This is a genomic window from Mycobacterium sp. NPDC004974, assembly GCF_053600815.1.
The window spans coordinates 86,882-101,267 of the sequence record NZ_JBSGAQ010000004.1 but is presented as its reverse complement, the minus strand read 5'-3'; the positions used below and the strand labels follow the sequence as shown (position 1 = coordinate 101,267).

Here is a 14,386-nt window from a genome sequence, read left to right as displayed (position 1 = left end):
GAAATTGTCGGCTCGAAGCCGTTACCACATGCCATTGTAGCTGGTCGCGGGATCTGGGCCGATTTGCCAGCCGATCACGGTGGCCCGGCGGCGTCTAGAGTTGGCCTCATGAATTCGCCTCAGCCTGCCGCGGAACAGATCGCCGAACCGGTCGATTCGGGCGTGACGGCGGACCATCCGGGCGTCAACGAATTGTTCGCGGTGCTGGCCTACGGTGAGGTCGCGGCGTTCTACCGGCTCACCGAAGAGGCGCGCATGGCGCCGAACCTGCGCGGCCGGATCAACATGGCGAGTATGGCCGCTGCGGAGATGGGCCATTACGAGCTCTTGCGGGATGCGTTGGAGCACAGGGGAGTTGACGTTGTTCCGGCGATGACGAAATATGCGTCCGCCTTGGAGAACTACCACCGGATGACCACTCCCAGCACGTGGCTGGAGGCGTTGGTCAAGACCTACATCGGCGATGCGCTCGCCGCGGACTTCTACCTGGAGATCACCGACGCGCTGCCCGAGGCGGTGGCCACGGTGGTGCGAGCGGTGCTGTCCGAAACCGGGCATTCACAGTTCGTGGTCGCCGAAGTGCGCGCGGCGGTGACGGCCAGCGATCGCCAGCGTCACCGGCTGGCGCTGTGGGCGCGTCGCCTGCTCGGAGAGGCCGTCACCCAGGCCCAGTTCGTGCTGGCCGATCACGACGAGCTCGTCGACTTGGTGATGTCCAGCGGTGAGGGCCTGACCCAGTTGGCCGAGTTCTTCGGCCGGCTGCAGAACACCCACCAGTCCCGGATGCAGGAACTGGGGCTGGCGTAGTACCCGCCAGACCCAGTCCGCACTTCTCGGTTCGGTCCGCTACTGCGTGCAGGTGGTGATCATCGTGTTGTTGGCCTGCGCGACCAGCACGGCGCCCGACGCATCGGTGATCGAGCAGTTGAGCTGCCCGGCGACGCTCGTCGCGGTCACCGACTTCAGCGTGACACCCGGGTTGAGCACCACGGTCTTGGCCCAGGGCAACGCGACGTTGATGTCGGTCTGCAGTGCGCCCTGCTCGTCGGTGTAGACGATGGTCACCAGGTCGATGAGCTGGCGGTTGCCGGTCACACGGTAGGTGACGGCGGTCGGGGTCGCAATACCCGCGGGCGGTTCCGCTGCGGCGGGCGGTGCGGGCGCGGGTGTCGCGGTGGCGCTGGGTGCCGGCGTCAGTGTGGTGACGGTCTCGGGTGACAGCGGAGCGGTCGGCGCCGCGCGCGGCGGAACCGGCTTCGACGTGGCGTCCTGCGCGGGCTGGGTGGTCTGTGTCGGCTGCGCAGAGGGGGAGGTCAGGGTGGCCGACACCGACCCGCTGTCGCCGCCGCCCAGGATCACCACGGTGCAGATGACCGCGATCAGCAGGATGGCGCCGGCCACGGCGGCCACCCAGATCCAGCGCCGGTCGATGGGGTCCTCGTAGAACGTGACCTCGTCGTCGTAGTCGGCGTCGTAGCCGTAGTCCGACTCGGCGTCGGTCGAGTAGTCCGTCGTGTAGTCGGAGTACCCGCCCGGCTCATGCGAGTGGTCCCCGAAGCGCTCGGTCGGGGTGGTGTCATACGGCGAATAGTGCCTGGTCATGCGGCTGCCCCAGTCGTCTCGTCCAATGTCGGCACTGATGCTATCGAGGCAGAAGTGACAGATGAGGTTGAGCTTGGGGCGTGTCGGTCACGGTCCGGCGTCGGTTCGGTATCTGCGTTTCGCGGACGGCGTAGCTCGGTCGGCACCCGCTGGCGGCGGTGGGGTCCGGCTGTCCACTAGCCTGCTCAGGGAAGTCGACAAACGACGTGAGAAAGAAAGAAGGGTCCAGCGTGGAGGTCAAAATCGGTGTCACGGACAGCCCGCGCGAGCTGACCTTCAACAGCGCGCAGACACCCTCCGAGGTGGAGCAGCAGGTCACCGAGGCAATCGCCAAGGATTCGGGTGTGCTGGCGCTGACCGATGAGAAGGGTCGGCGATTTTTGGTGCAGAACAGCCGGATCGCCTATGTCGAGATCGGCGCCGCCGACGTGCGCCGGGTCGGTTTCGGTGTGGGAGCGGAAAGCGCCTGAGATCAGGACCGGGTGAGTGGCACGTGTGACAGTCCGCCCCAGGCGAACTGCACCGTGCCATCCACGGCCGTATTCCGGTCGATCGGCCGGTCATTGGTCAGCCAGTACCGCGCCGAGTCGACGCTGACGGCCACCAATCCGACCGCGATCATCCTGGCGCGGTGCGCCTCGAGTCCGGAATCGCGGCTGATCAGATCGAACACCGCATCGGTGCAGGCCTCGGTGGCAACCTTCACCTGCGCCGCCACCTGCGGCTCGCTGACATAGTCATTCTCGAAGATCAGCCGGTAGCCCTGGCTGTCGTGCTCGATGAAATCGAAGAACGCCTCGACTGCCGCGCGCAACCGCTGCCGGTTGTCGGTCGTGGTGCGCAGAGCCTGACGCACGCCGGACACGAGGTTGTCCACGTGGCGTTGCAGCACCGCCAGGTACAGCTCGAGCTTCGATGAAAAGTGTTGATACAGAACAGGCTTGCTCACACCTGCGCGTTCGGCGATCTCATCCATGCCCGCCGCGTGGTAGCCGCGTTCGACGAATACCTCGCTGGCGGCCGCCAACAGCTGTCCGCGCCGCTCATCACGAGGCAGGCGGTTGCCGCGTCGACCAGTGGTCGCAGGCTTGTCGCCTCTCCTCTCGGCGGTGTTGGCGAGATCGCTCATCAGGTCCTCAATCTGTATTGCTCTGGCGCACTTGGACATGTTCATCGAAGCCGCTGATCGCACCGACACTACTACCGTGGGACGCCACTTCCGTCGCGCGGTCGTCGCGAAACGGGCGCGGGTTTCGAAATGACACCAGCGCGGTCACGGCATAGCTGCGCTGAGAACCGATCCACAGGAGTCTGTGCAATCCTGGTCCGGTGACCTACGACCCGGGACGTCGCGGGGGTGGCCGTGTCCCGGCGCTGCGCAACGAGTGGCGGGAGCCGCTACGCGCTCAGCGGGATCCGATTGCCGCTGATTCAGGACGAGCCAGATCCAATCGGGACGACCATCAGCAGTGGCGCAAGCAGACGTGGATCGGCCATTTCGTATCCACCTACGGCTGGCGCGCGTATGCGCTGCCGGTGCTCGTCGTGCTGACCGTCGTGGTGATGTACCAGACCATCACCGGCACCAGCGCGCCGCACACCGCCCAGGAAGAGGAGGGCCCGGTGCAGGGCCCGCCCACCATCGACGTGGCCAGCACCTCGATCATCGGCGCGCCGCCCAAAGGCCTGACCCAGTTCGACGCGAACCTGCCCACCGGGATCCTGCCGGCAGGCGGTCAGTTCACCGAGGCCGGTACACGGACCTGGCGGGTCGTGCCGGGCACCGCGCCCAAGATCGGTGAAGGCACCACCAAGTCCTTCAACTACACCGTCGAGGTCGAGGACGGTGTGGACACCACTTCCTTCGGCGGCGACGACGGTTTCGCGCGGATGGTCAGCGAGACCCTGGCCAATCCGAAGAGCTGGACGCACAACGGGCTGTTCGCCTTCACCCGGGTGGATGAGACCAGTGGTATCGAACCCGATTTCCGGGTGTCGCTGACGTCGCCGATGACGGTGCGCGAGGGCTGCGGCTACGACATCCAGCTGGAGGCCTCCTGCTACAACCCGTCTTTCGACGGGCATCAGCCCCGGGTGTTCGTCAACGAGGCCCGGTGGGTTCGCGGCGCGGTGCCGTTCCAAGGGGACATCGGCTCCTACCGGCAGTACCTGATCAACCATGAGGTTGGTCACGCCATCGGGTATCAGCGGCACGAGGCATGTGAGGCCAACGGACAGCTGGCGCCGATCATGATGCAGCAGACGTTCTCCACCTCGAATGACGACGCGGCCAAGTTCGACCCCGAAACCGTCAAGGCCGACGGACTGACCTGCAAATTCAACCCCTGGCCGTACCCGATCGCCTGACCATCGGAGCTGTGGTCGGATTCGTGACGCCGTGCCGGCATCGTGAGCCGGAGCTGAATCGTCATGTATGCGGTCGTGGTGGCCGGACGGCGGGAAGCATCGGCACCGGATTACCGTTGTGTGTACGAGCAGCTGGGACGATGAAGTGACCCAAAAAACTGAGGAGACATGCGGTGTCCGCGAATTTGGACGTGTCGTTACCGCCGTTGGTTGAACCGGCCGCCGAGCTGACGCGCGACGAGGTGACGCGCTACAGCCGGCACCTGATCATTCCGGACGTCGGCGTGATCGGGCAGAAACGGCTGAAGAACGCCAAGGTGCTGGTGATCGGGGCCGGCGGGCTGGGGTCGCCGACCTTGCTGTACCTGGCCGCCGCCGGGGTGGGCACCATCGGCATCGTCGAGTTCGACGTGGTCGATGAGTCCAACCTGCAGCGGCAGATCATCCACGGTCAGTCCGACATCGGCCGGTCCAAGGCGCAGAGCGCCAAGGATTCGGTTCTGGAGATCAACCCGCTGGTGACGGTGAACCTGCATGAGTTCCGCCTGGAACCCGACAATGCGGTGGAGCTGTTCAGCCAGTACGACCTGATCCTGGACGGCACCGACAACTTCGCCACCCGCTACCTGGTCAACGATGCTGCGGTGCTGGCCGGCAAGCCCTACGTGTGGGGCTCGATCTACCGGTTCGAAGGCCAGGTGTCGGTGTTCTGGGAGGACGCCCCCGACGGTCTGGGCCTCAACTACCGCGACCTCTATCCCGAGCCGCCGCCACCGGGCATGGTGCCCTCGTGTGCCGAGGGCGGGGTGCTGGGCATCCTGTGCGCGTCGATCGCGTCGGTCATGGGTACCGAGGCCATCAAGCTCATCACCGGCATCGGCGAACCGCTGCTCGGCCGGCTCATGGTGTACGACGCCTTGGAGATGTCGTACCGGACCATCCGGATCCGCAAGGATCCGACCACGCCGAAGATCACCGAGCTCATCGACTACGAGGCCTTCTGCGGTGTCGTTTCGGAAGCCGCTACCGACGCCGCCGCGGGCTCGACGGTCACCCCGCTGGAGCTCAAGGAGCTCATCGACTCCGGGAAACCGTTGGCGTTGATCGATGTCCGCGAACCCGTCGAGTGGGATATCAATCACATCGAGGGTGCCGAGCTCATCCCGAAGCCGTCGTTCGAGTCGGGTGATGCGCTGGCCAAACTCCCGGTGGACCGGACACCGGTGCTGTACTGCAAGACCGGGATCCGCTCGGCCGAGGTGCTCGCCATCGTCAAGAAGGCCGGTTTTTCCGACGCGCTGCATCTGCAGGGCGGAATTGTGGCCTGGGCCAAGCAACTCGAGCCCGACATGGTGATGTACTGACCGCTGGTTTGCCGGTCAACACCTTAGGCTGAGGTTGTGAGTGTGGAACGGCCGCCGGAACATGTGCTGGCGGCGTTCGGCCTGTCCGGGGAGCGCCCGGTACCGCTCGGCGAAGGCTGGGAGGGTGGCTGGCGCTGCGGCGAAGTGGTGATGTCGATGGTGCCCGAGCACGCCCGTGCGGCGTGGTCGGCCAAGGTGCGTGAATCGCTGTTCATCGACGGGGTGCGGCTTGCCCGCCCGGTCCGTTCGACGGACGGCCGTTATGTGGTGGCCGGGTGGCGGGCTGACACCTTCGTCGCCGGCACGCCCGAACCCCGTCACGACGAGGTGGTCTCGGCGGCAGTGCGATTACACGAGGCCACCGCGAAGCTGGAACGGCCACGCTTCCTCACCCAGCCGCCGGTTGCGCCGTGGGCCGATGTCGACGTGTTCATCGCCGCTGACCGGGCGGCCTGGGAGGACCGGCCGCTGCACTCATTGCCGCCCGGCGCCAGGGTGTCGCCCGGCTCGTCGGACGGCCAACGCTCCGTGGAGCTGATCAATCAGTTGGCCGGCCTTCGCAGACCGACCAGGAGCGCGAGCCAACTGGTTCACGGTGACCTTTACGGCACAGTGCTTTTCGCCGGAACGGCGGCGCCGGGGATCACGGATATCACCCCGTACTGGCGCCCGGCGCCATGGGCTGCCGGTGTGGTGGTGGTCGACGCGCTGTCCTGGGGCGACGCCGATGACGGCTTGATCGAGCGGTGGGGCTCCCTGCCGGAATGGCCGCAGATGTTGTTGCGGGCGTTGATGTTCCGGCTGGCCGTGCACGCGCTGCACCCGCGATCCACCGCGGCCGCGTTCCCGGGCCTGGCGCGCACCGCCTCGCTCGTTCGGCTGATCCTCTAGCTCACCTGCTCGCGGTCAGAACTGGTGCCGGTACTCGGCCAGCCGCACCCGCCCGTCGACGGCCAGCACCCCCTCGGCGCGGAGCCGTTCCAGCTGGCGGGTGGCCAGGTGCGGGGCGGGCCGACCCGATGCCGTGATCACCCGGTGCCAGGGCAGGTCCGAAGAATCGGTCCGCATGATCCAGGCGACGATCCGTGGGCTGGAAAGGTCTGCGGCATCGGCGATGTCGCCATAGGTCGACACCTTGCCGGACGGGATCGCGGAGACCAGCGCCCGCACGGTCTCCACCTGTTCCTCGGTGACGGCAGCCATGTCAGCCCAGTTGCTCGAGGATCAACTTCGCGGTCTCGGCGGGTTTGGCCTGGGCCACCATGTGGTCGCAATCCCAATCCAGCAGCGTGAAATCCGGGCCGAGATGCGCACTCAGCGCGCTGATGAGACCGTCACGGGCGTACGGCGGGCTGGTGCGGGTGGCGCGGACCAGAACCGTGGGAGTGCCCTTGCCCGGCAGGGCAACCGGGCGGGCCAGCTCGCTCCAGTAGGACATCATCGCCGGGATGCTGATCCGCCACCCGAAGCGGCCGCCGGGCAGTTCGACGAGGTGCTCGTCGAGGTCACGGTCCAACTCCTCCGGTGCCACCTCGCCCCACGAACCGTTCGCTTTCTCGGCGCGCGCCTCGGCGCGGTCGGGATAGTCGGGCGAGGCCATCATGCTGTCGGCGATCTCACGCATCCATTCGCCGTCGAGTTCCACCGCGGGGTCCAACAGAACCAGCCCACTGACCAGATCCGGATGTGCGGCAGCGAGATTGAGGGCCACCGCACCGCCGAACGAATGCCCGGCGACCAGAGTCGGGCCATCCAGCAGCGAGGCCAGGGCCTCGACGTTGGCATCGAGCGTCCACGGGGCGGCCCACGATGTGCGGCCATGCCCGAGCAGATCGGGAGCGAGCACCGCCAGCTCGGGCAGGTGCTGCTCGGCCAGTGTCTTCCAGCGTTCACCATGTCCGGTCAACCCGTGGATCAGCAACAGCTTCGGGGGCTGGTCGGGGCCGTAGCGGTAGACGTGCAACTTCTCGGCTGACATCCGTTCATGCTGCCAGAGCAGCTACTTGCGGGCTATTCGCTCCAATCCGCTCCGCTACTTGCGGGCTATTCGCTCCAATCCGCTCCGCTACTTGTCGGTCCCTTCTGGTGTCATTCCCCTCATGACCGCACAACACGTCCAGCCCGCCCTGACCGGCACCGAGCTGCTGGCACCGGGGCGCAGCGGTGTGGTGCGGGTGCTTGGCGGTGCGGGCACCGGCAAGAGCTCGCTGTTGATCGGCACTGCGGTCGAGCACATCGCCTCGGGCACCGATCCCGAGTCGGTGTTGTTGTTGACCGGTTCGGCCCGGTTGCGCTCGGAGGCCAGGGCCGCCATCACCGCGCGACTGCTCGGGGCGGGCACCCATGGCGTGGTTCGCGAACCTCTGGTGCGCACCGTGCACTCCTATGCCTTCGCGCTGCTGCGGCTGGCGGCCCAGCGCAACGGTGATCCGCCGCCGCGGCTGATCACCACCGCCGAGCAGGACGGCATCATCCGCGAGTTGCTGGCCGGCGACCTGGAGGACGGTGCCGATTCACCCGTGGGCTGGCCCGAGCAGCTGTGGCCCGCGCTGAGCACCGCGGGTTTCGCCACCGAGCTGCGTGATCTGCTGGCCCGCTGCACCGAGCGCGGTGTGGATCCGCGTGCCCTGCAGCGGCTGGGCCGCTCGGCGGGACGCCCGGAATGGTTGGCGGCGGGCCGGTTTGCGCAGGCCTATGAGCAGATCATGCTTTTGCGGTCGGCGGTCGGTATGGCCGCACCTCAGGCCACGGTGCCGGCACTGGGGGCGGCCGAACTCGTCGGGGCGGCGTTGGACGCGCTCGGGACCGACGCCGACCTGCTGGCCGGCGAGCGCGCGCGGATCAGCCTGCTGCTGGTCGACGATGCACAGCACCTCGACCCGCAGGCCGCCCTGTTGGTCCGGGTGTTGGCTGCCCGGGCGGGGCTGACGGTCATCGCCGGCGATCCCGATCAGGCGGTGTTCGGTTACCGCGGCGCCGATCCGGCGTTGTTGCGCGATCACGGCGACGAGGACGCCCCGGCCCTCACCCTCACCCGGTCGCACCGCTGCGCCCCCGCCGTGGCATCGGCGATCTCGGGTATCGCGCGCCGGCTGCCAGGAGTCGGGCCCGGCCGCGTGCTGGAGGGCAACCCGGAGCACGGACAGGGCGAAGTGACCCTGCGGATGGCGGCCACGCCGCACGCCGAGAACGCGTTCATCGCCGATGCCCTGCGGCGCGCCCATCTGGTGGACGGGGTGCCGTGGTCCGAGATGGCTGTGGTCGTGCGCTCGATTCCGCGGGTGGGGGCGGCGCTGGCGCGGGCACTGAGCGGCGCCGGCGTGCCTGTGCAGGCCGCGGGCCCTGATCTGGGGCTCGCGCAGCAGCCCGCGGTCGCCGCCCTGCTCACCGTGTTGGAGGTGACGGCGACCAGGCACCTGGACGGTGACAGCGCGATCAGCCTGCTCACCGGCCCGATCGGCCGGGTCGACCCGGTGACCTTGCGGCAGTTGCGCCGGGCGCTGCGCCGTGCCGACGGCTCCACGCCGCCACGGGATTTCACCGACCTTCTGGTCGCAGCGATCGATGCAGAGCCGGCTGGGCTGTCGGCCGAACACGCCAAGCCGCTGCGTCGGCTTCGGTCGGTGCTGGCCGCCGCCCGCCGCAGCGAGCGTGACGGTTCCGATCCGCGCTACACCCTGTGGCAGGCCTGGAACGCCTGCCGGTTGCAGCCGCGCTGGCTGGCGGCCAGTGAGCGGGGCGGCACCATCGGGGCGCAGGCCGATCGGGACCTGGACGCGGTGACGGCGGTGTTCGATGTGGCCGACCAATATGTGAGCCGCACGGCGGGGGCGTCGCTGCGGGGGCTCGTGGACCACGTGACGACCCTGGGCACGTCGATGTCGGCATCGGATGCGAGCCCGCAGACCGAGGCGGTGGCGGTGCTCAGCGCGCACGCCGCGCTCGGTCGCGAATGGGATTTCGTGGTGATCGCCGGGGTGCAGGAAGGGTTGTGGCCCAACACTGTTCCTCGTGGCGGCATCCTGGGTACGCAGAATCTGGTGGATGTGCTCGACGGGGTGGCCGCTCCGGACGACCGTGCGGTATCGACCCGGGCACCGCTGCTGGCCGAGGAGCGTCGGTTGTTGATGGCCGCCATGGGCCGGGCCCGGACGCGGCTGTTGGTGACCGCGGTCGACAGCGATGGTGGCGACGAATCGCTGCTGCCCTCGCCGTTCTGTGCCGAACTGGCCGAGGTGGCAACTGAATCCGTGCCGCTGCCGCCATTGGCCGCGCCGCGGGTGCTGCTGCCCTCGGCGGTGGTCGGTCGGCTGCGGGCCGTCGTGTGCGCGCCCGAAGGTGCCGTCGATGACGAGTCTCGGTCTTGTGCGGCAACTCAATTGGCCAGGCTGGCCGCCGCAGGGGTGCCCGGGGCCGACCCGTCGCAGTGGCACACCATGACCGCACTGTCCACCGAGGATCCGCTGTGGTCGGATCCCGAACACGTGGTGAAGCTGTCGCCGTCGACGCTGCAGATGCTCACCGACTGCCCGCTGCGGTGGCTGCTGGAGCGGCACGGCGGCAGCGACGGGCGCGATGTGCGCTCGACGGTCGGGTCGCTGTTGCATGCGCTCGTCTCCGACTCCGGCAAGACCGAGAGCCAGCTGATCAACGACCTGGAGAAGGTCTGGGAAGATCTGCCTTTCGAGGCGAAGTGGTATTCGGACAATGAGCTGTCGCGGCACCGGGAGATGCTGGAGACCTTCACCCGCTGGCGCGCGGACTCCCGGGGCCAGTTGACCGAGGTAGCCACCGAGATCGACGTCGATGGCGTGATCATCGAACCGGGACCTGATGGGCCGGGCGTTCAGGTACGGGGCCGGCTGGACCGCCTCGAGCGCGACCAGGCGGATCGGCTCGTCGTCGTCGACCTCAAGACGGGCAAGAGCCCGGTCACCAAGGACGACGCGCAGAAGCACGCCCAGTTGGCCACCTATCAGCTCGCGGTGGCCGCGGGGTTGTTGCCCCACGGTGATGAGCCGGGCGGGGGACGGTTGGTATACCTGGGCAAGGCGGGGGCGGCCGGCGCCACCGAACGCGAACAGGATCCGATGACACCCGACACTCGTGCCGACTGGTTGGGCACTGTCAGCACCGCCGCTGCTGCCACGGCCGGGCCGCAGTTCGCGGCCCGGGTCAACGATGGTTGCGCGAACTGCCCGGTGCGTACATCGTGCCCGGCCCAGGCCGTCGGGGACCGGTCATGACGGAAACCGCCCCGGCCGGCGTGCGGTACAGCCCGGCCGAGTTGTCCACCGCGCTGGGCCTGTTCCCGCCGACCGAGGAGCAGGCCGCGGTGATCGCCGCGCCGCCCGGGCCTGTTGTGGTGATCGCCGGGGCGGGCGCCGGTAAGACCGAGACCATGGCGGCCCGGGTGGTCTGGCTGGTGGCCAACGGCTATGCCACGCCATCGCAGGTGCTGGGGCTGACCTTCACACGTAAGGCCGCCGGCCAGTTGCTGCGCCGGGTCCGCACCCGGCTGGCCAGGCTCGCCGGTGCCGGTCTGGCTCCGGTCGCCGGTGGCGCCGACGAGGTCGCCACGGTCAGCACCTATCACGCGTTCGCCGGCACGCTGCTGCGTGAGCACGGGCTGCTGCTCCCGGTCGAGCCGGACACCCGGCTGCTCAGCGAAACGGAGCTGTGGCAGTTGGCTTTCGACGTGGTCTGTGCACACCCGGGGGAGCTGGCGATCGAGAAGACTCCGGCCGCCGTCACGGACATGGTGCTGCGCCTGGCCGGTGCGCTCGCCGAGCATCTGGTGGACACCGACCAGCTGCGCGACACCCATGTGGAGTTGGAGCGCCTGGTGCTCACCTTGCCCGCCGGTCCATATCAACGTGACCGTGGACCCAGCCAGTGGCTGCTGAAAATGCTGGCCACCCAGACCGAGCGCACCGAACTGGTGCCGTTGATCGATGCGCTGCACCAGCGGATGCGTGCCGACAAGGTGATGGACTTCGGGATGCAGATGTCCGCGGCGGCGCGGCTCGCGTCGAGATTCCCTCAGGTCGGTGAGCAACTGCGCCAACGTTTCCGGGTGGTACTCCTCGACGAGTACCAGGACACCGGGCATGCGCAACGGGTGGCGTTGTCCTCGCTGTTCGGCGGCGGCGTCGACGAGGGCCTGGCACTCACCGCGGTGGGTGATCCAATCCAGTCGATCTACGGTTGGCGGGGCGCCTCGGCGACGAACCTGCCCCGGTTCACCACGGACTTTCCGCTCGCCGACGGCACGCCGGCCCCCACGCTGGAACTGCAGACCAGCTGGCGCAACCCGCCGAGCGCCCTGCATCTGGCCAACGCGGTGTCGGCCGAGGCGCGCCGCCGCTCGGTGACGGTGCACGAGCTGCGGCCCCGGCCTGACGCCGAGCCGGGCACCATCCGGTGTGCGCTGTTGTCCGATGTCGAGACCGAACGTGATTGGGTGGCAGACCATCTGGCCCGGATGTATCACGGCGCGGTGGCCCAGGGGGCGGCCACGCCGACCGCCGCGGTGCTGGTGCGGCGCAACGCCGATGCCGCGCCGATGGCCGAGGCGCTGAGCACGCGCGGTGTGCCGGTCGAGGTGGTCGGGGTGGCCGGACTACTGGCCGTGCCCGAGGTGGCCGATCTGGTCGCGATGCTGCGGCTGGTGGCCGATCCCGCCGCGGGGTCGGCGGTGATGCGGGTGCTGACCGGACCGCGATGGCGGTTCGGCGCCCGGGACATCGCCGCGTTGTGGCGGCGTGCCAGGGAACTGGACGACCGGTCAGTGGGGGAGCCCAGCCCCGCCGAGATCGTGGCACAGGCCGCCCCGGATGCCGATGCGGCTTGCCTGGCCGACGCGATCTGCGATCCTGGTGCCGCCGAACACTATTCGCCGGCCGGCTATCAGCGGATCGAGGCCCTCGGGCGCGAGCTGACCATGCTGCGTGCGCATTTGAGCCACCCGCTGCCCGAGCTGGTGGCCGAGGTGCGGCGCGTCGCCGGCCTGGATGCCGAGGCGCGTGCCGCCCGCCCGGTTGCCGCGGGCTGGACGGGGACCGAGAATCTCGACACGTTCTGCGATATCGTGGCCGACTTCGCCGGGCGTCCGGGCGGATCGGTGCTCGCACTGCTGGCCTACCTGGACGTGGCGGCCGACGTGGAGAATGGGCTGGCCCCTGCCGAATTGACGGTCTCGCACGACCGGGTGCAGATCCTCACCGTGCACGCCGCCAAGGGGTTGGAATGGCAGGTGGTGGCGGTTCCGCACCTGAGTGGCCGGGTGTTCCCGTCGACTGCCTCGGCGCGCACCTGGCTCACGGATCCGTCGGATCTACCTCCGTTGCTGCGCGGCGACCGCGCGACCGAATCGGAGCTGGGTGTTCCGGTGTTGGATACCTCCGACATCAACGACCGGAAGATCTTGTCGGACAAGATCTCCGATCACAAGCGCAGCTTGGAGCAGCGTCGCGTCGACGAGGAGCGCCGGCTGCTCTACGTCGCGATCACCCGGTCCGAGGACACCTTGCTCATCTCCGGGCATCATTGGGGTGCCACCGAGAGCAAGCCCCGCGGGCCGTCGGAATTCCTGTGTGAGATCAAGGAGATCGTCGAGGATGCCGCCGCACAGGGCCATCCCTGTGGGGAGATCGAGCAATGGGCGCTCGATCCGCCGGCCGGTGAGGTAAACCCATTGCGGGACAAGGCTGTCGAGGCGATCTGGCCGGCGGTTCCGGCCAGGGCTTCTGATGTCGACCGGGGCGCGCAGCTGGTGGCACAGGCGCTGGCGGGCGACGGTGCCCGAGAAGGCAGCGCGCAAGAAGGCGACGCCGCCGACGAGGAGGGCTGGGCCGCCGACGTCGATGCCCTACTGGCCGAACGCGATCGTGCACCGCGGGTCACCCCGGTCGAACTGCCCGGCCAATTGTCGGTCAGCACACTGGTCGAACTCAGCCGTGATCGGCAGGCCGCGTTGCAGCGTCTGCACCGGAGGCTGCCGCAGCGTCCGGATCCGCATGCCCTGTTGGGCACCGCATTCCACGAGTGGGTGCAGCGGTTCTTCCACTCCGAGCGGTTGTTCGACCTCGACGATCTGCCCGGCGCGGTGGACAGTGACAGCGGCCGTGCCAATGCCGCCGAACTGTCCGAGCTGCAGGATGCGTTCGTCATGTCGCCATGGGCCGCGCGCACCCCGATCGAGGTGGAGGTGCCGTTCGACATGGCGATCGGACGGACGCGGACCACCGTCGTGCGTGGCCGCATCGATGCGGTGTTCGCGCAGGAGGACGGCACCACGACCGTGGTGGACTGGAAGACCGGCGAGCCTCCGGCTACGCCGGAAGCGCTGGCGCAGGCGGCGGTTCAGCTCGCGGTGTACCGGCTGGCCTGGGCGTCTCTTCGGGGGTGTCCACCGGAGTCGGTGCGTGCCGCGTTCCACTACGTGCGGTCGGGGCAGACCGTCAGCCCCGAATCGTTGCCCGGGGAGGATGAACTCGTCGCATTGCTGACCGACCCCACGACCGCCTCCGCGGACCTGGCGCAGGAGTCCTAGCCGTCGCCGGCAGACGTCAGGTTCGCGATTTCGGATCCCCAGACGGCCCGTGCTCCGAGATCACCGACGCGGTAGATCTGAATGATCGAGGCCGCGCCCACCAGGACGGCGACCACCGCGACAACGCCGTTGTAGATCAGCCGCCGGCTGCTGTCGCGCCGTTCGGCGAAATGCAGTGCCACCAAGGCCAGTGCGACGACCAGTAGGGCGAGCGAGAAGTAGATCATGGTGTCGCCGCGCTCGGCGTGCTCTTCCAGCACGGCATCGTGAGCGGGTCGCAGGTCGTAGAGCCATTCGCCGGCGTACGTCGTGAGCGGCGTCAAAACCGTTGTCACGACGGCCAGGATGAGTGTCAGCCACAACAGATGGCCTCGGCGGGCGGAGGGCCACAGCGCACAGAGCATCTCCAGTGCCGCGGTCAGCGGCACGAGTACCACCAGAGCGTGGACGAGCAGAACGTGGGCAGGCAGGCCGTTGACGACGGTCACGGGACTCCTTG

General features: G+C 68.4%; 12 protein-coding genes. 7 read left to right on the top strand and 5 right to left on the bottom strand.

Annotated features, from left to right (window positions below; genetic code table 11):
• Positions 1-108 precede the first annotated feature (108 nt).
• Positions 109-807 carry a ferritin-like fold-containing protein gene (locus ACWEFV_RS11265; RefSeq protein WP_135453284.1) on the top strand — a complete coding sequence of 233 codons (699 nt, stop codon included), beginning with the start codon at positions 109-111 and terminating at the stop codon, positions 805-807.
• A 39-nt stretch (positions 808-846) separates the two neighbouring features.
• On the opposite strand, the gene ACWEFV_RS11260 is transcribed toward ACWEFV_RS11265, so the two are convergent.
• Positions 847-1,602, bottom strand: coding sequence for a hypothetical protein (locus ACWEFV_RS11260; RefSeq protein WP_450070236.1), 756 nt, complete (start codon positions 1,600-1,602; stop codon positions 847-849).
• Between the two features lie 230 nt (positions 1,603-1,832).
• Here ACWEFV_RS11260 and ACWEFV_RS11255 point away from each other — a divergent pair, with 230 nt between their 5' ends.
• Positions 1,833-2,072 carry a DUF3107 domain-containing protein gene (locus ACWEFV_RS11255; RefSeq protein WP_135453286.1) on the top strand — a complete coding sequence of 80 codons (240 nt, stop codon included), beginning with the start codon at positions 1,833-1,835 and terminating at the stop codon, positions 2,070-2,072.
• A gap of 2 nt (positions 2,073-2,074) precedes the next feature.
• Here the strand turns inward: ACWEFV_RS11255 and ACWEFV_RS11250 are convergent, their stop codons facing one another.
• Complete coding sequence (locus tag ACWEFV_RS11250) at positions 2,075-2,731, bottom strand: TetR/AcrR family transcriptional regulator (protein WP_135453287.1); 657 nt, start codon at positions 2,729-2,731, stop codon at positions 2,075-2,077.
• A gap of 200 nt (positions 2,732-2,931) precedes the next feature.
• Between ACWEFV_RS11250 and ACWEFV_RS11245 the strand changes: the two genes are divergently transcribed.
• The 3 genes from ACWEFV_RS11245 to ACWEFV_RS11235 all read left to right on the top strand — a co-directional run bounded on the left by ACWEFV_RS11245 (position 2,932) and on the right by ACWEFV_RS11235 (position 6,224).
• Entirely contained in the window at positions 2,932-3,969 is a 1,038-nt protein-coding gene (locus ACWEFV_RS11245) for a DUF3152 domain-containing protein (protein ID WP_135453288.1), read from the top strand.
• Between the two features lie 185 nt (positions 3,970-4,154).
• Complete coding sequence (gene moeZ, locus ACWEFV_RS11240) at positions 4,155-5,333, top strand: adenylyltransferase/sulfurtransferase MoeZ (protein WP_135459924.1); 1,179 nt, start codon at positions 4,155-4,157, stop codon at positions 5,331-5,333.
• A gap of 36 nt (positions 5,334-5,369) precedes the next feature.
• Complete coding sequence (locus ACWEFV_RS11235; RefSeq protein WP_135453289.1) at positions 5,370-6,224, top strand: TIGR02569 family protein; 855 nt, start codon at positions 5,370-5,372, stop codon at positions 6,222-6,224.
• A 15-nt stretch (positions 6,225-6,239) separates the two neighbouring features.
• Here the strand turns inward: ACWEFV_RS11235 and ACWEFV_RS11230 are convergent, their stop codons facing one another.
• Both ACWEFV_RS11230 and ACWEFV_RS11225 read right to left on the bottom strand, forming a co-directional pair.
• Positions 6,240-6,536: an MGMT family protein gene (locus ACWEFV_RS11230; protein WP_135453290.1), complete on the bottom strand. Its 297-nt coding sequence runs from the start codon at positions 6,534-6,536 to the stop codon at positions 6,240-6,242.
• 1 nt (position 6,537) lies between these two features.
• Positions 6,538-7,311 carry an alpha/beta hydrolase gene (locus ACWEFV_RS11225; RefSeq protein WP_450070235.1) on the bottom strand — a complete coding sequence of 258 codons (774 nt, stop codon included), beginning with the start codon at positions 7,309-7,311 and terminating at the stop codon, positions 6,538-6,540.
• Positions 7,312-7,432: 121 nt separating this feature from the next.
• Here ACWEFV_RS11225 and ACWEFV_RS11220 point away from each other — a divergent pair, with 121 nt between their 5' ends.
• Together ACWEFV_RS11220 and ACWEFV_RS11215 are read left to right on the top strand one after the other, a co-directional pair.
• On the top strand, positions 7,433-10,579 hold the full coding sequence (locus ACWEFV_RS11220) for an ATP-dependent helicase (RefSeq protein WP_450070234.1): 3,147 nt from the start codon (positions 7,433-7,435) through the stop codon (positions 10,577-10,579).
• Positions 10,576-13,887: a UvrD-helicase domain-containing protein gene (locus ACWEFV_RS11215; protein ID WP_450070233.1), complete on the top strand. Its 3,312-nt coding sequence runs from the start codon at positions 10,576-10,578 to the stop codon at positions 13,885-13,887. The genes ACWEFV_RS11220 and ACWEFV_RS11215 overlap by 4 nt, the downstream gene beginning before the upstream one ends.
• On the opposite strand, the gene ACWEFV_RS11210 is transcribed toward ACWEFV_RS11215, so the two are convergent.
• The gene (locus tag ACWEFV_RS11210) at positions 13,884-14,375 is read right to left on the bottom strand and encodes a DUF2231 domain-containing protein (RefSeq protein ID WP_450070232.1); all 492 of its coding nucleotides are present in this window, start codon (positions 14,373-14,375) and stop codon (positions 13,884-13,886) included. The two genes, ACWEFV_RS11215 and ACWEFV_RS11210, sit on opposite strands and share 4 nt — an antisense overlap.
• Positions 14,376-14,386 lie beyond the last annotated feature (11 nt).

Bases quoted from the DNA above. Each gene is read 5' to 3' on its own strand.
- ACWEFV_RS11265 (WP_135453284.1), top strand. From the start codon at position 109: ATGAATTCGCCTCAGCCTGCCGCGGAACAGATCGCCGAACCGGTCGAT.
- ACWEFV_RS11260 (WP_450070236.1), bottom strand. From the start codon at position 1,602: ATGACCAGGCACTATTCGCCGTATGACACCACCCCGACCGAGCGCTTC.
- ACWEFV_RS11250 (WP_135453287.1), bottom strand. From the start codon at position 2,731: ATGAGCGATCTCGCCAACACCGCCGAGAGGAGAGGCGACAAGCCTGCG.
- ACWEFV_RS11230 (WP_135453290.1), bottom strand. From the start codon at position 6,536: ATGGCTGCCGTCACCGAGGAACAGGTGGAGACCGTGCGGGCGCTGGTC.
- ACWEFV_RS11225 (WP_450070235.1), bottom strand. From the start codon at position 7,311: ATGTCAGCCGAGAAGTTGCACGTCTACCGCTACGGCCCCGACCAGCCC.
- ACWEFV_RS11220 (WP_450070234.1), top strand. From the start codon at position 7,433: ATGACCGCACAACACGTCCAGCCCGCCCTGACCGGCACCGAGCTGCTG.
- ACWEFV_RS11215 (WP_450070233.1), top strand. From the start codon at position 10,576: ATGACGGAAACCGCCCCGGCCGGCGTGCGGTACAGCCCGGCCGAGTTG.